This window comes from Candidatus Kuenenbacteria bacterium HGW-Kuenenbacteria-1, from assembly GCA_002839745.1.
Lineage (GTDB): Bacteria > Patescibacteriota > Patescibacteriia > UBA2591 > PGYQ01 > PGYQ01.
Genome location: PGYQ01000019.1, coordinates 1 through 23,205 on the forward strand (window position 1 = coordinate 1; position 23,205 = coordinate 23,205).

The window sequence follows — 23,205 nt, forward strand, 5'->3', positions numbered from 1 at the left end:
TAAGGTTTTATTAAAAGGAAGTAAAATAAAAAATGATGATTCTGTGGCTGCAATGATTTTTCTTCAAGATTATTTAGATCAAATAGATAATTTCTAATTTCTAAAAAATTTCAATTAAAATTTTTAATTTTTCTCTTAAGGTTTTTTTGAAATTTTTTTTGTAATAAAATTCATAAAATAACTTTTTAGAAAATTAAGATTCAATATTTTAAAAAACAACAAACATTGACGCACTATTTGTATATAATAATTTAACTTTATAAAAATATCAAAAAAAATAAGGGGCCTCTATCAAAATAGATACCCCTTTTTATTGCTCCTAAAACTAAAACAAAGCCATGTTGGCTATTTTTTTTGCTCTTTCTTCAGAGCGGGCGAATCCAATAAATTCGCCTTTAAAATATATTACATAAAAATTTTCTTTTTTGTGGCTTATCACCACCAAGGGTAACGAGTGTCCTGTTTTTTTTGAAAAAGAACTTTTTTTCTTCATCTTATCCTCCTTATTTTAATTATTTTATTATTTTTTCTTGTTTAGACACTAAAAAATATTATTTTTTGCTAACCAGGAGTTTTTTAAAACTTTTATATTTAAAAGAAACATTGAATTTTTTTAATTTTTTAAAAAAAAATTTTTGATTATAATTTTATTATAATCAAACACTTGATCTCAAAAATCGATTAAAGCAAAATTTAAAAAAGAAATTATTGTTTAATAAAATTTGCATAATATTTTTATATATTACACTTTTTTAAAAAAATGTCAAGGACAAGAAAAATATTTTAAAATTATGTAGGGCGATAGAGGATTTGAACTTCTGTACTCCCCGATGTTCATCGGGGCGCTCTAATCATACGCACCCACTTTATAAAAGTATGGTGGGCGATAGAGGATTTGAACCTCTGACCTCTACAATGTCAATGTAGTGCTCTAACCAACTGAGCTAACCGCCCAATTAAAATTTTTATAAATCAAATCTTTTTTTAAATTCTTCAAGCGCTCCTTTTAATTTTTTATCAATTTCCTCTGTTAATTCTTTTTTTTCTTTAATTTCATCTAATAATTCTTTTTGCTCTAATTTTAAATATTCGTGAAATTTTTCTTCAAAACTTTTAATTTTTTCAACAGGTACATCATCAAGAAGTCCTTGTGTTGCAGCGAAAATTATCGCTACTTGATGCTCAGTAGGCATCGGCTCAAATTGTCCTTGTTTTAAAATTTCAGTCAAACGTTTTCCTCGCTCAATGCGACTTTTTGTTATTTCGTCTAAATCCTGTCCAAATTGAGCAAACGCAGCCAATTCTCTAAATTGTGCCAATTCTAATCGTAATTTTCCAGCAATTTTTTTTATCGCCTTGGTTTGCGCCGCAGATCCTACACGAGATACTGAAAGACCCACATTTACCGCTGGTCGAATTCCTTGATAAAACAAATCGCTTTCTAAATAAATTTGGCCGTCAGTAATTGAAATAACATTTGTGGGAATATAAGCAGAAACATCACCTCCTTGCGTTTCAATAATTGGTAAAGCAGTCAAAGATCCTCCGCCATTTTCTTCATTTAATCGACAAGCGCGTTCTAAAAGTCTGGAATGTAAATAAAAAACATCTCCTGGATATGCTTCTCTGCCAGGTGGTCGGCGGAGCAATAAAGAAATTTGTCGATATGCCCAAGCATGTTTTGATAAATCATCATAAACAATTAAAACATCTTTTCCTTGGTCCATAAAATATTCTCCTATTGCGCAACCAGTATAAGGAGCGATAAATTGTAAGGCAGCTGGATCAGAAGCAGAAGCAGTCAAAATAATTGTATATTCCATTGCTCCTTTTTCTTCTAATTTTGCCACAATTTTAGCAATTTTCGATTCTTTTTGGCCGATAGCCACATAAATACAAATTGGCCTTGATTCTTCTGGTACTGATTTTTGATTGATTATTGTGTCAATTGCTAAGGCTGTTTTTCCTGTTTGTCGATCACCAATAATTAATTCTCTTTGACCTCGGCCAATAGGAATCATTGAATCAATTGCTTTTATTCCTGTTTGCAAAGGAATATTTACAGATTTTCTAGTAATAACTCCTGGGGCAATTTTTTCAACAGGATAAAATTTTTCTGTTTTAATTTCTCCTCGTTCGTCAATAGATTGTCCCAAAGCATTTACAATCCTGCCAATTAAAACATTGCCAACTGGAATTTCTAAAATTTTTCCTGTTGATTTTGCAATATCACCCTCTTTAATATTTTTATATTCTCCTAAAATAATGACTCCAACTAGATCTTGCTCTAAATTTAAAACAACGCCAAAAATTTGGTCTGAAAATTCTATCATTTCGCTCATTTTTACATCAGAAAGTCCGGAAATTTTTGCAATTCCGTCTCCTACTTCTAAAACAATCCCAGTTTTTTCAATGGAAATTTCTGATTCAAATTTTTCTATTTGTTTTTTTAGAGTTTGAATAATATAATCTTTGTCCATAAAAAAATAGCCTTTAGTTTAGCTTCTAGGAAATTAATTTATAATTTAAATTTAAATTTTATTCTTTTGTTTTTTTCTTTTTTACGTTGTCGGCTTTTACTTTTGGTCCTATAATAATTTTTTGACTTACTAAAAGATTATGTACTGTTGCTGAGGTTTGTGCTCCTTTAGAGATCCAATATTTAATTCTTTCTGCTTCAAGATTAACAACAGAAGGGTTGGTTCTTGGATTGTAATTACCCAAAAATTCTAAAGATTTTCCCCATGGATCTCTAGCGTTTTCCGAAAGAATTAAACGATAGCTAGGTTGTTTTTTTTTGCCTACACGTGACAAACGAATAGTTAACATAAAATAAATAAATTAAAAATAAATAAAATTGTAGCCAAATAATAATATAGCCAAACAATAAAGTCAAATTTAAAAATGTTTAAACTTGACTTTATTTTTTTTGTTTATAAAATAGAATTAAAAAAACAATAAACTAAGCTAAAATAATTTAAATTAATATATGTCCAATTTTACAATTTCTGATTTATTAAATAAAAAAGAGAAAAAAAAAATAAGGTCTAAAATAGTTTTAGGAAATAAAAACATAGAAGTGGTTTTAAATAGTAATAACACTGAAGAAAGATTAGAAAAAAAAGTGCAAGAAATGGAATTAGTTAAAAAAGAAGAGGAAGTTCAAAAAAAAGCCCAAGAATTGAATTTAAATTATGTTAATTTAACAAAATTCCCTATTAGTTTAGAGGCTTTGGTTTTAGTTGAGCAAGAACAAGCAGAAAAATTTAAAATTATTTGTTTTTTAAAAACTCAAAAAGAGATAAAAATCGCCAGCATTAATCCTTTGACTTTTGATATTTCAAAATTAATTTCTGAATTAAAAGAAAAATATCATCAAGCAGTAGTAGTTTATTTAATGTCCAAAGAAAGTTTTCAGTTTGCTCTTAAACAATATAATTTTTTGCCAAAAATTAAAGAAATTAAAAAAGGAATAGATATTACAGAGGAAGATTTAATGAAATTTCAAAAAGAATTTATTAGCTTTGAAGATTTTAAAGAAAAACTTAAATATGCATCTTTAACCAATATTATTACAATGCTTATTGCTTCCGGGATTAAAAGTGAAGTATCAGACATTCATATTGAAGCAGAAGAAGATGAAGTTAAAATAAGATTTAGAATAGATGGAATTCTTTATACAATTGCTTCTTTAGATAAAACCATTTGGCCAAAAATTATTTCTCGAATAAAATTAATTTCTAGCCTTAAAATAAATATTATAGATCAACCCCAAGATGGAAGATTTACTATTTATTTAACTAATGATCGAATTGATGTAAGAATTTCTTGTATACCCACTGCTTTTGGAGAAAGCGTGGTGATGAGACTTTTAAGATCTTCAAAAGCAGGTTTATCTTTTGAAGATTTAGGCTTACATGATCGTGTTTTTAATCAATTAAAAAAAGAAGTTGAAAGACCAAACGGAATGATTCTTACTACCGGACCAACAGGATCAGGAAAAACAACGACGCTTTATGCTATTTTAAATAAATTAAATAAACCCGGAGTAAAAATTATTACTTTAGAAGATCCAATTGAATATAAATTAACAGGGATTAATCAAAGCCAAGTTAATGCAAGTAAAAATTATACTTTTGCTATGGGACTAAAAGCAATTTTAAGGCAAGATCCAAATATTGTTATGGTGGGAGAAATTCGCGATTTAGAAACAGCTGAAATAGCCATTAACGCTGCTTTAACAGGACATTTAGTTGTTTCTACTCTTCATGCTAATAGCGCAGCAGCAACTATTCCGCGTTTTTTGGCTATGGATGTTAAATCTTTTTTATTGGCTCCTGCTATTAATGCAATAATAGGGCAAAGATTAATTCGTAAAATTTGTCCTTTTTGTAAAGAAGAGGAAGAAATACCAAAAGAAACATTAAAAAGAGTTAAAGAAATATTACAAAAACTTCCTAAAGGCTATAAATCTCAAGATGATTTAAATAATTTAAAATTTTATAAAGGAAAGGGGTGTGAGAAATGTAATCAGTTTGGTTATAAAGGACGAATAGGAATTTATGAAATTTTAATTATGACTTCTAAAATTAAAGAAGGTATTCTTTCGCAAAAAATTTCTGAAGAGAAAATAGAAAATATAGCCATTGAGCAAGGAATGATTACTATGATTCAAGACGGACTTTTAAAAGCCTTAGATGGCATAACAAGTGTTGAAGAAGTATTTAGGGTAATAGAGTAAAATAAATAAATTTTAATTAAATCCTAATTCACAACAAATCTATTATATAAGGGTTAATTTATTAAACAAATTTTATGTTAGAAGCAAAATATTTCGAAAATTTAGATAAAGTATTTACTAGAACAGAATTTTCTAATATAGATAAAGAGGGATTTTTTAAAAAATTAGAAGAATGTAATCCAAAAATAAAGTATATAACAGAAAAAGAGGGTAATATTTATTCAATAACTGCTTGTTTAGAGGAAATGGAAAATGTTTCTTATTCTAAAGAAATAAGTTCTTTAGCTGAAGATGAACGAAATAACGCAAAGATGTTTTTAAAAAATACATTATATGAAAGTTTATGGGCTATTTATAATAATAAAGATCGTCAAGAGAAAATTTTAGAGAAAATTTTTAATATAAAAACAAAAATAAAAAAATAAAATAAAAATAATTTTGAAAATCCTTCTTCCATAAAGTCTCCCTGATAAGGGAGATTTAGAGGGTTTCTTAATTTCTAATTGAAAAATGTACAAATAATGTAAACTTTATGATGTCATTATTTTAGAACAGCCCAACCGTGGGGTTGAAGAGTAAAAATTTAAATTTGCCAAAGTTCAGTAATTTGACATTTTTTAAAAAAATGTGTTATTCTAATAAAACATTAATAGTTCTAATAAAATTTATGCAAATTTTTAAAAAACAAATTGATAAAAAAATTGGAATAATTATTATTGTGGTTATTTTTTTAATAGCTGTTTTATTAATTATTATTAGTAATAGAAAATTAGAAAATAAACTTTTATACCCTGATTTTAACTATCCTTTTAAAAATACTTCTTTAATGAAAACAGAAAAAATTAAAAAGTTTACATCAGAGGAAGAATTTAAAACTTATTTGCAGACTTCAATGACTGAAACGGGAAATTATTATGGTGGCGGAGGACGTAAAACGGAAATGATGACAAATGAAGAAATACCAATAATGGCATTAGATAAACAAACGGAATCAAAAACAGCAAATCTAGAAAGAGTTTCTGAAACAAATGTTCAAGTTTTGGGAATTGACGAACCAGATATTGTTAAAACAAATGGCAAGGAAATTTATTTTTCTTCAAAACAAATTTATTGGGAAGAAGAAAACAGATTATTTCCTTCTGGAGTAATGCCTTACAAAACAAAAATAATCAATGCCTTTCCGCCAGCTGATTTATCTTTAATAAAAGGAATTAATGAAACAGGAACATTACTTTTAGATAAAAATATTTTGGTTATTTTTTCCGGACAAGAAATTTTTGGTTATGATATTTCAAATCCAAAATCACCAGAAAAAAAATGGAATATAAAATTAGAAAACAATGTTTCCATAGCTGATAGCAGGCTTTATAAAAATAAAATATATTTAGTAACTAAAACATGGATTGATCAATCACAGCCCCGACCATGTGAAATTAAATTATTAACAATAGACAAAACACCTTTGGAAATTAAATGTTTAGATATTTATCATCCAGTTTCCCAAGTTCCAGTGGACACAACTTTTAGCGCTATGACACTAAATCCTGTTTCAGGAAAAATTGAAAAAAATATTTCCTTTATTGGATCTTCTAATGATTCTATAATTTATATGTCGGAAAATGGAATTTATATCACCTATTCTTATAATGAAAGTGTGATTAATTTTATTTCCGCTTTTTTAAAAGAAAATCAAGATATATTTCCAAATTCATTAAATGAAAAAATGGAAAAATTGGAAAAATATGATATTAGTTTACAGGCCAAATTAATTGAATTTCAATTTCTTTTTGAAAAATATCAAAGCTCTTTGAATAATGATGAGAGGATGAAAATAGAAAATGAATTTTCAAACAGAATGTCTAATTATTTAAATAAACACAATAGAGAAATGGAAAAAACCGGAATAGTCAAAATAGATTTGGAAAAATTTGACATTACCGCGACAGGCAATGTCCCGGGTTATCCCTTAAATCAATTTGCTTTGGATGAATATAAAAATAATTTAAGAATTGCGACAACGATTGGCGAAAGATTTAATGGATGGTATGGTTTTGGATTTGGCATAAAACAAAAAAGCGCGAATGATATTTATGTTTTGGACAAGGATTTAAAAACAATTGGTTCAATTAAAGATTTGGGACTTAAAGAAAAAATTTATTCTGCTAGATTTATAAAAGATAGAGGCTATTTGGTTACCTTTAGACAAACTGATCCTTTTTATGTTTTGGATTTATCTGATCCAAAAAATCCAGAAATGAAAGGTGAGTTAAAAATTCCGGGTTATTCTTCTTATTTGCATCCAATTTCCAATGATATTATTTTAGGCATTGGTAAGGAAAATCAACAAGTAAAGCTTTCTCTTTTTGATGTTGCTTTGCCAGAAAATCCAAAAGAAATTGATAAATATATTTTGGATGAATATTGGTCCGAGGCTTTGGATAATCATCACGTTTTTTTGTTAGATAAAAAACATAATATTTTCTTTTTGCCCGGTGAAAAAGGTGGTTATATTTTTTCCTATGAAAATAATAAACTAAAATTAGTAAAAGTGATTAGTCAAATTTCCGCTAAAAGAGCGCTTTTTATCAATGATTATTTTTATATCATCGCTGATGAAAAAATCACTGTTCTAAACGAGACGGATTGGGAAAAAATTAATGAATTAATTTTTTAAATTAATTTTTATGGAAATTAATGATAAAAAAATTGAGAAAATTTTAAAAGAACAACGCAAAGAATACCAACATTATTTAGGTGCATGTATAGAAGATTTTGATTCTAAAGTAGGAGTAATAGCTGAACAGTTTTTAGATATCAAAAAAATTTTAAATTCTCATACTAAAACAATTGGTTCAATAAATGTAGATATAGAAATTATTAAAACTAATATAGAATTTATAAAAAATGGATTTAAAAAGAAAGTTAATTTAGAAGAATTTGAATTTTTAGAAAAAAGAGTAATTAGATTAGAGAAACTTTTACAATTTCAAAAAATAATTTAATTTAAATATTTATTTTTATTACTCGTTACTGATTATTTGTTACGGGTTACTTATTTTTATGGCACATAAAAAAGCAGGTGGATCAACCGCGTTGGGTCGCGATTCACAAGGACAACGTTTGGGAGTTAAATTATATGGCGGACAAATCGCTAAAGCGGGCAGTATTATTATTCGTCAAAGAGGAACTAAAATTCATCCAGGAGAAAATGTTAAAAAAGGAAAAGATGACACTCTTTTTGCCGTCTGTAAAGGAAAGGTAGTTTTTACTGCTCGAAAATTAATGAAATTTAATGGAAAACTTAAAGAAACAAAAATTGTTAATGTAATTTCCTAATCAGAGGTTATTAGCAATAAAAACTGGTCTTCTATAATATTTATGCTCCAACATTTAAAAGATCAAATTAAAAAAATTGTTTTAAAAAAATTTGGCATTAAAATTAAAAGCGAAAAAATAGTTATTGAACAACCACCTGAAGCAAAAATGGGGGATTTTTGTTTTTCTTGTTTTTTATTAGCAAAAGAAATAAAAAAATTTCCAAAAGAAATTGCTGAAAGTTTGGCGCAAGAAATTAAATGCGATAAAATAATAAAAGAAATAAAAAATACTGGCCCTTATTTAAATTTTTTTATTCATAGAGAAATATTTTTTGAAAATATTTATAAAAAGCTACATGAAAAAAAGAAACAAAAAATTTCATCAAAACAAATAATAATTGAATTTTCTTCGCCCAATACCAATAAACCATTGCATCTAGGACATTTTCGAAGCAGTATTTTGGGTATGAGTCTGGCTAATTTATTAGAAGAAAATAATTATCAAGTGATTAAAGCCAATTCAGTTAATGATCGAGGTATTCATATTTGTAAGGCAATGTTGGCTTATCAAAAATGGGGAGAAAATAAAACACCAACAAATGAAAAAATTAAAGGTGATCATTTTGTGGGAAATTTTTATGTAATGTTTGATAAAAAGGCAAAAAAAGAACAAGAAAAAAAAAGTTTAGAAAAAATTACAGAAACAAATCTTTATAAAGAAGCTTTAGAAATGCTTAAAAAATGGGAGCAAGGAGATGTGGAAATAATGAAATTATGGAAAAAAATGAACAAATGGGTGTTATATGGGTTTAAAAAAACGTATCAGCGAATTGGAATAAATTTTGATCAATGGTATTTTGAAAATCAAACTTATAAAGTAGGTCAAGAAATAATTTTAAAAGCTTTAAAAAAAGGGATTTGTTATCAAAGAGAGGATAAAGCCATAGAAATTGATTTGACTCAATATGGTTTGGATAAAAAAGTGTTATTGCGCGCAGACGGAACAAGCGTTTATATGACTCAAGATATTGGATTGGCAAAATTAAAATTTAGTCAATTTAAATTAGATCAATCAATTATTCTTACTGGCACTGAACAAATTTATCATTTTCAGGTTTTATTTAAAATTTTGGAACTGTTAAATTTTAAGTGGCAAAAAAAATGTATTCATTTAGTTCATGAAATGGTCAATTTACCAGAAGGAAAAATGAAATCACGCGAAGGCATAGTAGTAGATTCTGATAATTTATTAAATGAGATGTGTGAAATGGCTCAAATAGAAATTAAAAAGAGAGATCAAAATATTTCTCTTAAAGAATTGCGACAAAGAGCAGAAAAAATTAGTTTGGCTGCAATAAAATTTCATTTATTAAAAGTAAATCCAAAACAAAGAATTATTTTTAATCCCAAACAGTCTCTTTCTTTTGAAGGAGCAACTGGACCATATTTACAATACACTTATGCGCGAATTCAAAGTATTTTAAAAAAATTAATGCTTGGAGGTTCAACCTCTAAATATAAACATATAAATTTTTCTTATTTAAAAGAAGAGGAAGAATGGGAAATAGGAAAACGAATTTTTGAGTTTTCTGATGTTATAAAAAAAGCAGCGTTAGATTATAATCCAGCAATTTTAGCTGAATATCTTTTAAAATTGGCTTCAAGTTTTAATAAATTTTATCATCAACATTCAGTTATTAAAGCTGAATCAGAAAAAGTGCAAAAAGCCCGTTTAGCGCTTATACAATGCGGAGCAATTGTTTTAAAAAAAGGATTAAATTTATTAGGTATTGAAGAGATAGAAAAAATGTGATAATATCTCAATATAAAAAAAATTGACATTTAGTTTTGTTTATTTTATATTATAGATAATAGTTATAATAATTTTAATTTTAATTTTTTAAATTTTTTATGGAAAACATATCTTTGCCTACAAAAATTGAAATTCAAGAGAATAAAGAAGATAAAAATAAAGCAAAAATTATTCTTGAACCATGTTATCCAGGATACGGAGTAACCCTTGGTAATGCCTTAAGAAGAGTTTTATTGTCATCTTTGTCTGGAGCAGCAGTTACTGCTGTAAAAATTAAAGGAATTGCTCATGAATTTTCTGCTATTCCTTATGTTAAAGAAGATGCAATTGAAATTGTGTTAAATTTAAAACTTTTAAGAATAAAAATTTTTACTCCTGGTTTATATAGATTAACTTTAAATATTGAAGGAGAAAAAAAGGTAAAAGCAAAAGATATTAAAGCTCCCTCTCAAGTAGAAATAATTAATTCTGATTTAAATATTTTTAACACAACTAATAAAAATGCTAAAATAGAAATGGAAATTTGGGTAGAATCTGGTCTAGGATACGTACCAGTAGAAGATAAAGGAAAAGATAAATTTGAATTAGGCGTAATTGTTATTGATTCTATTTTTACTCCAATAAGAAAAGTTGGGATGGAAATTGAAAATGTTAGAGTTGGGGAAAAAATAAATTATGATAAATTGGTTTTAGATATAGAAACAGACGGGACTATTACTCCAAAAGAAGCATTGCAAAAATCAACTCAAATTTTAATTGATCATTTTAATTTTATATTAGAAGAACAAAAACAAGAAAAAGTTGTTATGCTAAAAGATAAAGAAATATTGGAAGAAAAAAATATTATTAAAAAAGAAAAAACAAAGGAAGTTAAAAAAATAGTAGATAAAAAAGAAGAAAAAAATAAATCAAAAAAACAAGAAATAAAAACTACAAAAGAAAAAGAACAAAAAATTAAAAAAATAATAATTAAAAAAGAAAAATCAAAAAAAACAAAATAACAAAAGTTAAAATTTTTAACTTTTAATTTTTAACTTTTAACTTTTTATTATGCGACATAGAAAAAAAGGTAAAATTTTAAGTAGAAAAACTGGACCAAGGATTGCTTTATTTAAAAATTTAGCAGCTAGTTTGGTTATTTATGAAAAAATAAAAACAACAGAAGCTAAGGCAAAAGTATTGCGTGGCGTAGTGGAAAAAATAATTACTAAAGGGAAAATTAATAATTTAACAACATATAGAAGTCTTTTAGCTTATTTACCAGAAAGAACCACAGCAAAAAAAGTTTTAGAAGTATTAAGTCCTAAATATAAAGAAAGAAATGGAGGATATACTCAAACTATTAAATTAGGTCGACGAAGAGGTGATGGCGCTGAAATGGTTTTAATTAAGTTTGTTTAAGAAATTATAAATTATAAATTATTTTATGAAAGAACAAAATAAAAATATTAGACAAATTCACATAATAGACGCAACAGATAAGGTTTTAGGAAGATTATCTACTAAAATAGCAATTATTTTGCGTGGAAAAAATAAATTAAATTTTGTGCCCAATTTAGATCAAGGGGATTTTGTTGAAATAAAAAATATAGTGAAAATTAAAATTACAGGAAGAAAATTAGAAAATAAAGAATACCTTCATCATACAGGTTATCCTGGAGGATTAAAAAGAGTAAAAATGAAAGATGTTTTTAAAAAAGATCCTGGAGAAATTTTAAGAAAAGCAGTTTATCAAATGTTGCCTAAAAATAAATTAAGACAAGAAATGATAAAGAGACTGAAAATTAATTAAATTTTGTATTTTAAACTTTAAACTTTAAACTTTTTATGAAGCCTATTAAAACAAAAATAAAACTTCAAATCCAAGCTGCACAAGCAAATCCAGCCCCACCTATTGGTCCTGCTTTGGGTCAACATGGTTTAAATATTCAGGATTTTTGTTTAAAATTTAATGAAGCGACAAAACAAAAAATAGGCAGTATTATTCCTGTGGAAATTACTGTTTATCAAGATCGGACTTTTGATTTTATTTTAAAGGTTTCGCCTGCTTCTGAACTTTTAAAAAAAGCAGCAAAGATTCAAAAAGGATCTGATCAACCACATAAAAATAAAATTGGCAAAGTAACAAAGGAACAAATAAAACAGATTGCCGAAGAAAAAATGGTTGATCTTAATACAGATAATATTGATTCTGCGATGAAAATTATTGAAGGCACAGCAAGACAGATGGGGATTGAGATCGTTGGAAGCTAAAAGTGTAAAGTTAAAGTTAAAGAAATTTTAGTTTTAACTTTTAACTTTTAATTTTTAACTTTTGACTTTGAATTTTTAACTTTTAACTTTTAACTTTATGACAATTATTGAAGCTATTGAAACAATTAAAAAAAATGCTAAAGCTAAATTTGATGAAAGCGTGGATGTTCATTTAAAATTGGGCATTGATGTTAAAAAGGGCGATCAACAAGTTCGTGGAATTGTGATTTTACCACATGGTTTTGGAAAGGCAAAAAGAATAGCTGTTTTTACTGAAAAAGAAGATGAAATTAAAGAAATTCAAAAATTAGGAATTGATTTAGTTGGCGGAGAAGATTTAATTGAAAAAATTAAACAAACAGGAAAATGTGATTTTGAAGTTGCTATTGCTACTCCAGAAATAATGAAAAGTTTAGCTAAAATTGCTCGAATTTTAGGACCAAAAGGTTTAATGCCTAATCCGAAAACTGAAACAGTAACAACAAATTTTAAAAAAACCATAGAAGAATTACAAAAAGGCAAGGTTTCTTTTAAAAATGATGATTCGGGAAATATTCATCAAGCAATTGGCAAGGTTTCTTGGTCTTTAGAAAAATTAAAAGAAAATCTTGAAACATTTTTAGAAATAATAAAAAAAAGCAAACCTTTGAAATCAAAAGGAATTTTTATTAAAAATATTGCCTTGTGTTCTACAATGGGAAAAAGTATAAAAGTGGCGATAAATTAAGAAATTTTAAATTTTTGTATTGGAATTTCAATATTATTTTCTTTTTGTTTGCTCGATGACTCGCTCACTTCGGTCAAAATAATAATGTTTAGAATGTAAAATTTTTAGCCAAATGTAAGTTATCTCATTTTATTGACAAAACCGCCATTTTTGTTTATCATATAAATATGAAAACAATAAATCTAAACAATAAAAATCGGAAAAAATATTTTAGGCAAATCTTTGTTAACCTTGTTTATGACAACATGGCCATGGAAGACGAAGCTATCTTTTCTAAAAAGATTATTGCTGAGCGTTACAAGCTACAAATCGACAATCTAATCAAAGAAGGCGCTCACAAAAAAATCGTTATCCCTAATTCATATTATGTCAAAGACAAAGCCAACTTATCGCGAAACTAGGTTTGGGATTCTTTCTGTTGGAGAAATTGAAGCGTTGATAACTGACGGCGTAGCCAATGTAAATGCTTTTTTGTTGCGCGAATATGAAAATCTGCCTATTAGCGTCAAAATAGCCAAGGAGCTCCATAAAAAAATTGCAGGGCATGTTTTTGATGAGGCTGGCAATTTCAGAAAAAAAGAAGTGACTGTCGGATATTACGAACCGCCTAAATTTTTCAAAATGCCCGAGCTAATAGCTAATTGGGAGTCCGATTACAACGAACGACATAAACACGCAAAAACACAGGATGAAAAAATCGAGCTTTTAGCTTGGATGATGCATCAGTTTTTATTGATTCATCCGTTCTTTGATTATAACGGTCGAATCGCCCGACTGCTTGGCCAGCTATTTCTTCTTCAACATAAACTGCCCATTTCAAGTTTTATTGGCATAAAACGGACAGATTTTGCGACTGTCATGAAAAAAGCAACTGCCGAACATGATATTAAGAGCGTAGTTAAACTGATAAATAAAAGTATTCTATAAAGTGTTAGATAACGATATGTTGTACAAAATAGCCAGAAATTTCTTTATTATTTTTAAGATTTTTTGGCAATTTATTTCGGGTTGGCAGAAATAAATTTATAAACATAGTAAAAGGTATCATCATTCTATGGGCGTTTTTCCTGATTCTGGCAGAATTTTGTTGTTTGGCGAAGGAGCGACGATTTTATATAATTTCATAGATTTGAAATAAAAAAACACATAACATATTTATTACAATAAGAAATATGGCTTATAGACAATCATTTAAAAGGACAAATGCTATTTTTATTAAATCAATTTAAAATTTATAATTTAAAATTTCTCTATGTTTGCTAAGGTAAATTCTGTGGCCATTATTGGGTTAGATTGTGTTCCAGTTGAAGTAGAAGTAGATATTTTGGGTGGTTTGCCAAACATAACAACCGTTGGATTGCCAGATGCTGCTGTTAAAGAATCCAAAGAAAGAGTGAGATCGGCCATTAAAAATAGCGGACTTGAGTTTCCTCGAGGTCGTTTAACAATTAATTTAGCCCCAGCTGATATTAAAAAAGAGGGGCCAGCCTATGATCTTCCCATTGCCGTGGGAATTTTTTTAGCTTCAAATGAAATTGAGTTTGAAATAAATAATAGTCTTTTTATTGGGGAGTTAGCCTTAGACGGACGATTGCGTCATACTAATGGAATTTTGCCAATGGCAATATTTGCCAAACAACAAGGAATAAAAAATTTATTTATCCCAAAAATTAATATTAAAGAAGCCAATTTAGTCAAAGGATTAAATATTTTTCCTATTAAAGATTTTAATCAACTCGTTAGACATTTAACAAAAGAAGAAGAAATGATTCCTTTGATTTCAGAGGGTGCCGGAGATTTTTCTTTAGAAAAAATAGAATATGAGGTAGATATGGCTTATATTAAAGGACAAGAATTTGTGAAAAGAGCATTGGAAATTTCTGCAGCTGGCGGACATAATGTTTTAATGAAAGGACCTCCTGGTAGTGGAAAAACATTATTATCTATGGCAATGCCTTCAATTTTGCCTTTATTGGCACAAAAAGAAGCCTTAGAAGTAACTAAAATTTATAGCATTGTTGGATTATTGCCATCTGATCAGCCTTTAATTTTTAAAAGACCATTTAGAAGCCCACATCATTCTTCTTCGGCTGTTGCTCTTGTAGGTGGCGGACAATTTCCTAAGCCAGGAGAAATTAGTTTGGCTCATCGTGGAATTTTATTTTTAGATGAGCTACCAGAATTTCCTCGAAATGTTTTAGAATCATTGAGACAACCCTTGGAAGATGGGATTGTAACGATTTCTCGAGCTCAAGGAACACTTACTTTTCCTTCAAATTTTATTTTGATTGCTAGTCAAAATCCTTGTCCTTGTGGATATCAAAATGATCCAAAGAAAAATTGTACTTGCAGTCCAATACAGATAGAGCGTTATCAAAAAAAGATTTCTGGACCATTTTTAGATCGAATTGATTTACATTTAGAGGTTCCTCAAGTGGAATTTAAAGAATTAACCTCAGAAAAAGTGGCAGAATCATCTGATGAAATTAGGAAAAGAGTTCAAAAAGCGAGAGATATTCAATCACAACGTTTTAAAAAACATAAAATTTTTACTAATTCAGAAATGAGAAATAAAGAAGTGAAAGAATTTTGTAAAATTGATGAAGAAAGTTTGGAATTACTGAGATTAGCAATTGAACGAATGCATTTATCAACCAGAAGTTTTTATCGAATTTTTAAAATAGCCCGAACTATTGCTGATTTGGCTGAATCAAAAAGTATTCAAAAAAATCATATTGCCGAAGCCCTTCAATATAGAGGAAAATAATATTTATTTATAAAAAAAATAAAAAATTATGAATATAGTTTTTGTTGGAAAATTAACTCTTTATACTTTTTTTGCTTCTATTTTTATTTATCTTCTTTCTTTTCTTGGTTTTCTTAAACCTGGAGTAGAATTTTTTGGTTTTTTTTTAATAATATTTACTCTTATTGGATTAAGTTTTTGGAAAATAGAATATGGTTTTTTATTTCTTATTTTTGAATTTTTAGCTGGTATTGATGGACATCTTTTTGAATTTAAAAGTCTTTCAATTCGTTTTGCTTTGTTTGTTGTTTTTATGTTTGTTTGGATAATTCAAAAAATATGGGATTATAAATCTTTAAAATTACAAATAAAAAATTTTACAAAATCATTCTTTTTTAAATCATTTGCTTTTGCTTTATTTTTTATTGCTTTAGCTGGAATATTAGGAATAATAAGAGGAAATTCTTTAAATTTAATTTTTGCTGATTTAGTTTGTTATAGTTATCTTTTATTAATTTTTCCATTTTTTGATTTAATTTCTGATTCAAAAAAATGTGAAATAACAAAAGTATTTCAAATATTTAGCGGAACAATTATTGCTACCAGCGCTTTAACAATTACAACGCTTTATTTATTTGCTAGTCACTTAGCTGTGCATGGAGGAATTTATTATCAATGGTTTAGAGAATATATTATTGGAAAAATTGCCACAATGAATAATAATTTTTTTCGTGTTGTTATGTCTTCAGATATTTTAACCTTAGTTTTTTTTCTTATTATAATTTCAATTTTATTTTTTACTTTAGAAAGTTCACTCGAAATTTTCTTTTGGGATTTATTATTAGTTTTATTTTTTTATGTTTAATTTTAAAAGTTCCATTAAAAAGAAAAATAATTTTTTCTATATGTTTAATTGTAATTTTTTTATTAGAAAGTTTTTTAATTTTTTATTTATGTAATCATAAAAATATTCAAACTAATTTTGTCATTTTAAATGATAGAATAGAAACAATTTTTAATCCAGAAACAGAAGCTAGCACGATGTCTAGACTTGAACGGCTTGATGCTGGTTTTAAAAAATTTAAAGAACATCCAATTTTAGGCTCTGGATTAGGCTCTGAAATTGTTGCTTATGATTATGCGATGAAAAAAATTATAAAAACTCCTCACATTGATTGGGGTTATTTAGAAAATTGGATAGATTTAGGATTGTTTGGTTTTTTAAGTTTTTTTTGGTTTTTAGGAATATTATTTTGGCAAGGGGTTCGAAAGGCTTATTGCTTAACTAATAATAGTATTTTTTATTTAGGAATTTTAATTGGTTTATTTTGTCTTTTTGTTATTCATTTTTTTGGTCCATTTTTATTTTATCCAACTGGTATTTTTTATATTTTATTTTGCTTGATGATTTTTAATGAAAATCCCAAAACTTTAAAATATTAAAGCAAATTTATTATTAGGATTTTGATAAAAATAAAAAACCGTTATAATAGATTTAATGAAAATAAAATAATTTTGTGCAGGTGTCGTATAATGGTTATTATATCAGCCTTCCAAGCTGAGGACGACGGTTCGATTCCGTTCACCTGCTCCAAAAGCAGTTTTTTAAAAAACTAATTAAAATTGATTATATTAGAAAAAATGTTTTTGTTATTAAGTAATTTTTATGAAATTTTATATTACCACTCCAATTTATTATGTTAATGATGAGCCACATTTAGGGCATGCTTATACAACCGTTATTACTGATGTTTTAGCAAGATATCATCGCTTAAAAGGCGATGATGTATTTTTTTTAACTGGTACGGATGAACATGGATTAAAAATTGAACAAAAAGCTCAAGAAGAAAAAATGGATCCTCAAAAATTTTGTGATAAAAAAGCGACTAAATTTCAATTTTTATGGAATACTCTAAATATTTCCAATGATAATTTTATTCGGACAACTGATTTAAAACATAAAAATGCAGTTCAAAAAGTTTTGCAAATTCTTTTTATCAAAAAAATGATTTACAAAGGAGAATATCAAGGATTGTATTGTGTCGGATGTGAAGAATATAAAACCAAAACGCAATTAGTAGATGGAAAATGCCCATTTCATCAAAAAGAGCCCGAATTATTAAAAGAAGAATGTTATTTTTTTAAACTTTCTAATTTTCAAAAAGAATTGATTAAAAAAATTCAAAATAATGAATTTAAAATAGAACCTATTGAACGAAAAAATGAAATTTTGGGATTTTTAAAAAAAGAAAAGCTAGAAGATTTGTCTATTTCGCGAAAAAAAGTTAGATGGGGAATACCTTTACCTTTTGATGAATTTTATACTATTTATGTTTGGGTAGAAGCTTTTTTTAATTATTTAACCGGATTAGATTGGCAAGGCGATAATAAAAAAGTTTCAGATTTTTGGTCGCCAGATGTGCAAATAATTGGCAAAGATATTTTACGTCTTCATGCCACAGTTTGGCCAGCTTTATTATTAGCTTTAAATATCCCATTGCCAAAAAAATTATTTGTGCATGGATTTTTTACTTTTAATGGACAAAAAATGAGCAAGACATTGGGAAATGTGATTTGGCCCAATAACTTAATTGATAAATTTGGTGTAGATGCAACGCGTTATTTATTGCTTTCACAATTTCCTTTGGGACAAGATGGAGATATTGCAATAAATAAATTAGAAGAAAAATATAATGCTGATTTAGTGAATGGATTGGGAAATTTGGTTTCTCGTGTTTTAACTTTGGCTGAACGCAATCCTAGCGCATTTATTTTTAATAACAATGAAATAAAAATTAAAAAAACATGGGAAGAATATGAAAAAACGATGGAAAATATTCAATTTTTTGAAACTTTAAAAATAGTTTTGGGTTTAATTAGTTTTTATGATAAATATATTGAGCAAGAAAAACCATGGGAGATAAAAAATAATTTAGAAAAATTAAATAAAATTTTGTCTAATCTTTTGGAAGGAATTTATTGTTTAGGAATTATGATTTTGCCATTTATGCCAGAAATTTCAGAAAAGATTTTTATTCAATTAGGGATTGAAAAAGAAATAAAACATAAATCTTTTGAAGAATTAAAAAAAATAGCGCAATTTAAGTTTAAAATTAAAAAGAACGAGAATTTATTTCCAAAAGAAAATTTAAAAAATAAAATTAAATAATTAGGTTAAAATTTTTTGTTTTTATGTTTCATTTTATTCAACAAGACAAAAAATATATTTGGACAAGTATTTCTTTTTTAATTGTTATTGGATTGGCTTTAAATCTTTTTTTATGGCAAATAAGATTTGTAGGCTGGTCTTTTTTTATTGCTTATTTTATTATCAATGGAATTTGGTTAGGACAGATTTTTAAAAAAATTTTATTTTCAAAAAAAGACGCTAAAACTTATTTTTTAAAACATAAAACAGTAGAAGTTTTGTGTTTTCTTTTTGGAATTTTTTTATTACTTAATTTAATTAGTTTTTTATTGACTGTTTTTTTAATTTTTTTTAATTTTTCTTTAGCTCAAATTCCATTAACATTAGGAATTTTAACTTTAATTATTTCTTTTTTAATTCATTTAGATTTTTTTGTTTGGCGTTTTATAGATGATAAAATTATTTCAGATAAAATTTCTTCGGAAAAGGCGGTAGGATATTTAAATGTTAAACCTTTTTGGATTTTTTGTTTTTTTGGTTTATTTTTTTTTGGTTTATTTTTATTATGGGAAGCAAGAACAGGAAATTATATACAATCGCCATGGGAGGTGATTTTTAAAATTTATTTATATGTTTATTTAGTAGCAACCTTAATAGTTGCTTTTTTAATTTTTTCTAAACAAAAAGTTGGGTTTATTCTTTTTATTATTGTTTTGCATTCGTTTTTACTTCATAGTTATTTGCCAATAGTTTTTAAGACAGGTTTTGGAGAAAATAAATGGAAACATATAGGAATTGAAAAACAAATATTAAATAAAGAAAAAAATTTTGCGTATTTAATAGAAAACAAAGATGGGAATATTAATCAATGGGCAATGACAATTTTTTTGAGCAAAATTTTAAATGTTGATATTTTTTGGATAGATTTATTATTAGGATTTTTTATTTGGTCAATTTTTATTCCTTTGATTTTTTTTGAATTAGCAAAATTTTTATTTCAAAGCTTTCAAGGACCGCCAGATGACGAAAATGACAATTATAAAAAACAAAGATTTTTACTTTTGACAGCTTTTTTGCCATCCTTATTTTTTTCTTTTCAGGTTTATGGTAGCGTAACAACGCCTATTACCTTAGGGTATTTATTTTTTTTCTTTGTCTTACTTTTTTGGTTAGATTTTATTGTTTATAAACAAAAAATATCTTTAATTACAGCCATTATTTTAAGCGCATTGATGTTTTTTGGACATCAAATTAATTTTATTAATCCTTTTGGGTTAATAACGCAAAATAATCTTTACCAGCCTCAAGAAAGTATTCAAAATTATGCTTTGTTATTTTCTCAATATCTTTTGATAATAATTAATTTTTGTATTTTTTCTTTAATAATTTTAGGGATTTTTAAATTTAAAAAAATATCTTATTTAAATGTGGGTAAATTTTTTATAGTTGGTTTTTTTATTTTGGGATTTTTAAAACTTATTTCTTTGTATGTAGAAGAATTAAAAATTTTTAACAAAAATATTGAATTAGGTATTATTTTTTTTATAATTTTTCTTTTGTGTTGGGGGATCTATTGTTTTTTAAATTTAAAATTAGTTTGTATAACAGAAAAACAAAAAATTATAGGGATTTGTTTTTTTCTGGCTTTTAGTTCCACTGTTACCTATGCATCGGGACCTAAATTACAAAATATTGTGACAGCTAATGATTTAAAAAAGGCTGAATATATTTGGCAAGAAATTCAAAATAACCCCAAAAAAGTAAAGCATCCATGCGTTTTAGCTGATGAAAAATTTCTTTTAACATTAGACGCTGTTTCAGAACAAAATATTATTAATGGAGGTTTTTCAAAAGAAAATAAAATAATAGGAATCCAACTTTTTAAAGATGCTATAGAAAATTTTTCAATTAGATATATGGAAATGGCGACTGAAATAACTCAAGCAATGGGATGTTATTTGATTATTAATGAAAAACAATTTAAAAGTTTAGACGCAAAAAAGCAAATTAAAGAAATTTTAGATACCTATGAAACCGTTGGCAAAGCTTACATTTTTTATTATAATATTAAATAATTAAATTTATTTTCCTTGCTTAAATATAGAAAATACTGTAAGTTATAAATAATTTATTATTTATAACTTAGGAGAAAGTTATGAAAGATTTAAATTTAAAAATAAATATTTTACGTGGCGCGTACGAGAGAGAGAGAGAGAGAGAGAGAGAGAGACGATTGGATCGGTGATTTTAAATTTATTAAAAAGGTTTAAACAATAATAACCCCGCTATTTTTTTATAGCGGTTTTTTTATTTTTTTAAAAAATAAATAAAGGTCGAGAAGGAATTTTTAATTTTAAATTTTAAATTAATTTATGAAATTTTTTTTTATGTCAAATGTCAAATGTTCTTCAAAGGGTTTTACTCTTTTGGAAATTTTGTTAGTTGTTGCGGCTATTGGCATTTTAGCAGGCATTGTGATTTTAGCGATTAATCCAGGTAAACAATTAGGCGAGACGCGAAACGCGCAACGTCGAGCAGATGTTAATACAATTTTAAATGCTGTGTATCAATATGCGTTGGATAATAATGGCACATTACCAGCAAGTATTACTGTTACTCAAACAGAAATTTGCAAGATGGGCGGTGATTGCACTACACCCGATCCAGATTTAATTGATTTGGGAGTTTTAACTACAAATGAAAAATATATTGTTAATATTCCTGCTGATCCAACTGGATCATCAACTAATGGAGCGGGATATGAAATAAAAAAATCAGCCAATGGCAGAATTACTGTAGTTGCTCCAGATGCCGAGCAAAGCGCGACGATTAGCGTGACAAGATAGGTTGGAAATTATAAATTTTGAATTAAAGAAAAAAACAAAAAAAACACAAGAACAAAAAAATTTTTCGGAAAACCCCCTTAATCCCCCTTATCAGGGGGACAGAATTGATTAGCCCCCTTGATAAAGGGGGTTTGGGGGATTTAGAAACACACGAAAACAAAAAAAACAAGAAAGTTGAAAATGTCAAATGTTTATTTTATTTTTTAATTTTATAAAGTATGGCAAAAAAAATTATGAAACAATCATTAGATAAAAATGCTGATAAAAATCAAAAACAAGAGAATGGAAAAACAGAAAGAGTTGCAACGAATGGAGGAGAGGAACGACTTTATGAGCTTTTGGATGCAATGGAAAGTGTGCGCCGGGGTGATTTAAGCGTGCGCGTTAAAGTGGGTCCGGGTATTTATAGAGAACTTGCGACTTCATTTAATACAATGGTTACAATGATTGGCGGATTAGCAACTGAGGTAACTCGTGTTGCAAAGGAAGTAGGCACAGAAGGAAAATTAGGCGGTCAAGCGGCTGTTATTGAAGTAGCTGGCACATGGAAAGGATTAACAGATAGCGTTAATGCTATGGCAGCAAATTTAACTTCGCAGGTAAGAAATATTGCGCAAGTTACAACAGCAGTTGCTAAAGGAGATCTTTCACAAAAAATTACTGTTGAAGCAAAAGGAGAAATTTTAGAATTAAAAAATACAATCAATGTTATGGTTGGTTCATTAAATATTTTTGGCGCTGAGGTAACTCGTGTTGCAAAGGAAGTAGGCATAGAAGGAAAATTAGGCGGGCAAGCTCAAGTGCCGGGCGTTGCTGGCGCGTGGAAAGATTTAACTGATAATGTTAATAGCATGGCAGCCAATCTTACGGTTCAGTTGAGAGATGTTTCAAAAGTTGCAATGGCAATTGCTAAAGGTGATTTAACAAAACAGGTTGTTGTTGAAGCAAGAGGAGAAATTCTTACAATTAAAGAAGTTGTTAATAAAATGGTAGATGATTTAGGAGTAACATTGGGCGCGGCGCGACAAGTTTCTGATATTGTGGCAACATCTTCAACGCAAGTTGCAGTGGCCGCAGGACAAGTAACTAAGGCGTTACAAGAAGCAGCTGTTATTGTAACAGAAGTAACTAAAGGATCTCAAGAACAATCTAAAAAACTTGAATTAACTCGAAAAACAGTGACCGCTTTATCAGAGGGAGTTGCTCAGGTTTCATCTAGTTCAAAAGTGGCTGCTGAAACTACAGCCAAAGCAGCTGATCTTGCCATTCAAGGAACACAAGCAGGACAAACGGCCGCCGAACAATTAAAAGCCATTGATGAATTAACTAAATCCAATGTATTAATTGTAAAAATTGTGGATGAAAGAGCGGAAGAAGTGGTAGGTGTTACTCAAACAATTAATGATGTTGCTGATCAAACTAATTTGTTAGCTTTAAATGCCGCGATTGAAGCGACGCGCGCAGGAGAAGCTGGACGAGGGTTTGCAGTTGTTGCTGATGAAATTAGAAAATTAGGGTTTAATGGTCAAAAAGTGTTGGTAAATTTACGGATTATATTTGAAATAATTATACCAAAGAATAAAATTCTTTCTGTTCTTTTTAGTTAGTCCTCTA

20 protein-coding genes, 2 tRNA genes and 1 pseudogene are annotated in these 23,205 nt (G+C 27.5%); 20 read left to right on the forward strand and 3 right to left on the reverse strand.

Annotated features, from left to right (window positions below):
* Window positions 1–877: 877 nt before the first annotated feature.
* The 3 genes from CVV26_03130 to rpsP form a co-directional block, all read right to left on the reverse strand.
* Window positions 878–954: transfer RNA gene (locus tag CVV26_03130), tRNA-Val, on the reverse strand.
* An 11-nt stretch (window positions 955–965) separates the two neighbouring features.
* The gene (atpA, locus tag CVV26_03135; protein ID PKL72044.1) at window positions 966–2,480 is read right to left on the reverse strand and encodes a F0F1 ATP synthase subunit alpha; all 1,515 of its coding nucleotides are present in this window, start codon (window positions 2,478–2,480) and stop codon (window positions 966–968) included.
* A gap of 58 nt (window positions 2,481–2,538) precedes the next feature.
* Window positions 2,539–2,829 (reverse strand): 30S ribosomal protein S16, encoded by a 291-nt coding sequence (gene rpsP / locus CVV26_03140; protein ID PKL72045.1) that lies wholly within the window; start codon window positions 2,827–2,829, stop codon window positions 2,539–2,541.
* A 160-nt stretch (window positions 2,830–2,989) separates the two neighbouring features.
* On the opposite strand from rpsP, the gene CVV26_03145 reads away from it, so the two are divergent.
* The 20 genes and pseudogenes from CVV26_03145 to CVV26_03240 all read left to right on the forward strand — a co-directional run bounded on the left by CVV26_03145 (window position 2,990) and on the right by CVV26_03240 (window position 22,592).
* On the forward strand, window positions 2,990–4,741 hold the full coding sequence (locus CVV26_03145) for a hypothetical protein (protein ID PKL72046.1): 1,752 nt from the start codon (window positions 2,990–2,992) through the stop codon (window positions 4,739–4,741).
* Window positions 4,742–4,815: 74 nt separating this feature from the next.
* Complete coding sequence (locus CVV26_03150; GenBank protein PKL72047.1) at window positions 4,816–5,166, forward strand: hypothetical protein; 351 nt, start codon at window positions 4,816–4,818, stop codon at window positions 5,164–5,166.
* 182 nt (window positions 5,167–5,348) lie between these two features.
* Window positions 5,349–7,415: a hypothetical protein gene (locus CVV26_03155; GenBank protein PKL72048.1), complete on the forward strand. Its 2,067-nt coding sequence runs from the start codon at window positions 5,349–5,351 to the stop codon at window positions 7,413–7,415.
* Between the two features lie 10 nt (window positions 7,416–7,425).
* Window positions 7,426–7,743 (forward strand): hypothetical protein, encoded by a 318-nt coding sequence (locus CVV26_03160; protein PKL72049.1) that lies wholly within the window; start codon window positions 7,426–7,428, stop codon window positions 7,741–7,743.
* 58 nt (window positions 7,744–7,801) lie between these two features.
* The gene (locus tag CVV26_03165) at window positions 7,802–8,077 is read left to right on the forward strand and encodes a 50S ribosomal protein L27 (protein PKL72050.1); all 276 of its coding nucleotides are present in this window, start codon (window positions 7,802–7,804) and stop codon (window positions 8,075–8,077) included.
* A gap of 42 nt (window positions 8,078–8,119) precedes the next feature.
* Complete coding sequence (locus CVV26_03170; GenBank protein ID PKL72051.1) at window positions 8,120–9,871, forward strand: arginine--tRNA ligase; 1,752 nt, start codon at window positions 8,120–8,122, stop codon at window positions 9,869–9,871.
* A gap of 98 nt (window positions 9,872–9,969) precedes the next feature.
* The gene (rpoA, locus tag CVV26_03175; protein PKL72052.1) at window positions 9,970–10,872 is read left to right on the forward strand and encodes a DNA-directed RNA polymerase subunit alpha; all 903 of its coding nucleotides are present in this window, start codon (window positions 9,970–9,972) and stop codon (window positions 10,870–10,872) included.
* Between the two features lie 49 nt (window positions 10,873–10,921).
* A complete protein-coding gene (locus CVV26_03180; GenBank protein ID PKL72053.1) occupies window positions 10,922–11,272 on the forward strand; it encodes a 50S ribosomal protein L17 in 351 nt (116 codons plus the stop codon).
* A gap of 25 nt (window positions 11,273–11,297) precedes the next feature.
* Window positions 11,298–11,663: a 50S ribosomal protein L13 gene (gene rplM, locus CVV26_03185; protein ID PKL72054.1), complete on the forward strand. Its 366-nt coding sequence runs from the start codon at window positions 11,298–11,300 to the stop codon at window positions 11,661–11,663.
* 35 nt (window positions 11,664–11,698) lie between these two features.
* On the forward strand, window positions 11,699–12,124 hold the full coding sequence (gene rplK, locus CVV26_03190) for a 50S ribosomal protein L11 (GenBank protein ID PKL72055.1): 426 nt from the start codon (window positions 11,699–11,701) through the stop codon (window positions 12,122–12,124).
* Window positions 12,125–12,221: 97 nt separating this feature from the next.
* Window positions 12,222–12,851: a 50S ribosomal protein L1 gene (locus CVV26_03195; GenBank protein ID PKL72056.1), complete on the forward strand. Its 630-nt coding sequence runs from the start codon at window positions 12,222–12,224 to the stop codon at window positions 12,849–12,851.
* A 366-nt stretch (window positions 12,852–13,217) separates the two neighbouring features.
* Window positions 13,218–13,778, forward strand: coding sequence for a hypothetical protein (locus CVV26_03200; protein PKL72057.1), 561 nt, complete (start codon window positions 13,218–13,220; stop codon window positions 13,776–13,778).
* Between the two features lie 325 nt (window positions 13,779–14,103).
* Entirely contained in the window at window positions 14,104–15,618 is a 1,515-nt protein-coding gene (locus tag CVV26_03205) for a magnesium chelatase (GenBank protein PKL72058.1), read from the forward strand.
* Window positions 15,619–15,646: 28 nt separating this feature from the next.
* Window positions 15,647–16,462 carry a hypothetical protein gene (locus tag CVV26_03210; GenBank protein ID PKL72059.1) on the forward strand — a complete coding sequence of 272 codons (816 nt, stop codon included), beginning with the start codon at window positions 15,647–15,649 and terminating at the stop codon, window positions 16,460–16,462.
* Complete coding sequence (locus CVV26_03215; protein ID PKL72060.1) at window positions 16,390–17,040, forward strand: hypothetical protein; 651 nt, start codon at window positions 16,390–16,392, stop codon at window positions 17,038–17,040. Before CVV26_03210 ends, CVV26_03215 begins: the two co-directional genes overlap by 73 nt.
* 76 nt (window positions 17,041–17,116) lie before the next feature.
* Window positions 17,117–17,191, forward strand: a tRNA-Gly gene (locus CVV26_03220).
* A 72-nt stretch (window positions 17,192–17,263) separates the two neighbouring features.
* Window positions 17,264–18,766 carry a methionine--tRNA ligase gene (locus CVV26_03225; GenBank protein PKL72061.1) on the forward strand — a complete coding sequence of 501 codons (1,503 nt, stop codon included), beginning with the start codon at window positions 17,264–17,266 and terminating at the stop codon, window positions 18,764–18,766.
* Between the two features lie 23 nt (window positions 18,767–18,789).
* Window positions 18,790–20,820: a hypothetical protein gene (locus CVV26_03230; protein ID PKL72062.1), complete on the forward strand. Its 2,031-nt coding sequence runs from the start codon at window positions 18,790–18,792 to the stop codon at window positions 20,818–20,820.
* Window positions 20,821–21,117: 297 nt separating this feature from the next.
* Window positions 21,118–21,591 carry a hypothetical protein gene (locus CVV26_03235; GenBank protein PKL72063.1) on the forward strand — a complete coding sequence of 158 codons (474 nt, stop codon included), beginning with the start codon at window positions 21,118–21,120 and terminating at the stop codon, window positions 21,589–21,591.
* 353 nt (window positions 21,592–21,944) lie between these two features.
* A pseudogene (locus tag CVV26_03240) lies at window positions 21,945–22,592 on the forward strand (hybrid sensor histidine kinase/response regulator).
* Window positions 22,593–23,205 lie beyond the last annotated feature (613 nt).

Excerpts from the sequence above, each read along its gene's own strand:
- rpsP (PKL72045.1), bottom strand. The coding sequence starts at position 2,829 with ATGTTAACTATTCGTTTGTCACGTGTAGGCAAAAAAAAACAACCTAGC.
- CVV26_03180 (PKL72053.1), top strand. The coding sequence starts at position 10,922 with ATGCGACATAGAAAAAAAGGTAAAATTTTAAGTAGAAAAACTGGACCA.
- CVV26_03145 (PKL72046.1), top strand. The coding sequence starts at position 2,990 with ATGTCCAATTTTACAATTTCTGATTTATTAAATAAAAAAGAGAAAAAA.
- CVV26_03210 (PKL72059.1), top strand. The coding sequence starts at position 15,647 with ATGAATATAGTTTTTGTTGGAAAATTAACTCTTTATACTTTTTTTGCT.
- CVV26_03165 (PKL72050.1), top strand. The coding sequence starts at position 7,802 with ATGGCACATAAAAAAGCAGGTGGATCAACCGCGTTGGGTCGCGATTCA.
- CVV26_03200 (PKL72057.1), top strand. The coding sequence starts at position 13,218 with ATGTCAAAGACAAAGCCAACTTATCGCGAAACTAGGTTTGGGATTCTT.
- CVV26_03195 (PKL72056.1), top strand. The coding sequence starts at position 12,222 with ATGACAATTATTGAAGCTATTGAAACAATTAAAAAAAATGCTAAAGCT.
- CVV26_03205 (PKL72058.1), top strand. The coding sequence starts at position 14,104 with ATGTTTGCTAAGGTAAATTCTGTGGCCATTATTGGGTTAGATTGTGTT.
- atpA (PKL72044.1), bottom strand. The coding sequence starts at position 2,480 with ATGGACAAAGATTATATTATTCAAACTCTAAAAAAACAAATAGAAAAA.
- CVV26_03150 (PKL72047.1), top strand. The coding sequence starts at position 4,816 with ATGTTAGAAGCAAAATATTTCGAAAATTTAGATAAAGTATTTACTAGA.
- rplK (PKL72055.1), top strand. The coding sequence starts at position 11,699 with ATGAAGCCTATTAAAACAAAAATAAAACTTCAAATCCAAGCTGCACAA.
- rpoA (PKL72052.1), top strand. The coding sequence starts at position 9,970 with ATGGAAAACATATCTTTGCCTACAAAAATTGAAATTCAAGAGAATAAA.
- CVV26_03230 (PKL72062.1), top strand. The coding sequence starts at position 18,790 with ATGTTTCATTTTATTCAACAAGACAAAAAATATATTTGGACAAGTATT.
- CVV26_03170 (PKL72051.1), top strand. The coding sequence starts at position 8,120 with ATGCTCCAACATTTAAAAGATCAAATTAAAAAAATTGTTTTAAAAAAA.
- rplM (PKL72054.1), top strand. The coding sequence starts at position 11,298 with ATGAAAGAACAAAATAAAAATATTAGACAAATTCACATAATAGACGCA.
- CVV26_03225 (PKL72061.1), top strand. The coding sequence starts at position 17,264 with ATGAAATTTTATATTACCACTCCAATTTATTATGTTAATGATGAGCCA.
- CVV26_03235 (PKL72063.1), top strand. The coding sequence starts at position 21,118 with ATGAAATTTTTTTTTATGTCAAATGTCAAATGTTCTTCAAAGGGTTTT.
- CVV26_03160 (PKL72049.1), top strand. The coding sequence starts at position 7,426 with ATGGAAATTAATGATAAAAAAATTGAGAAAATTTTAAAAGAACAACGC.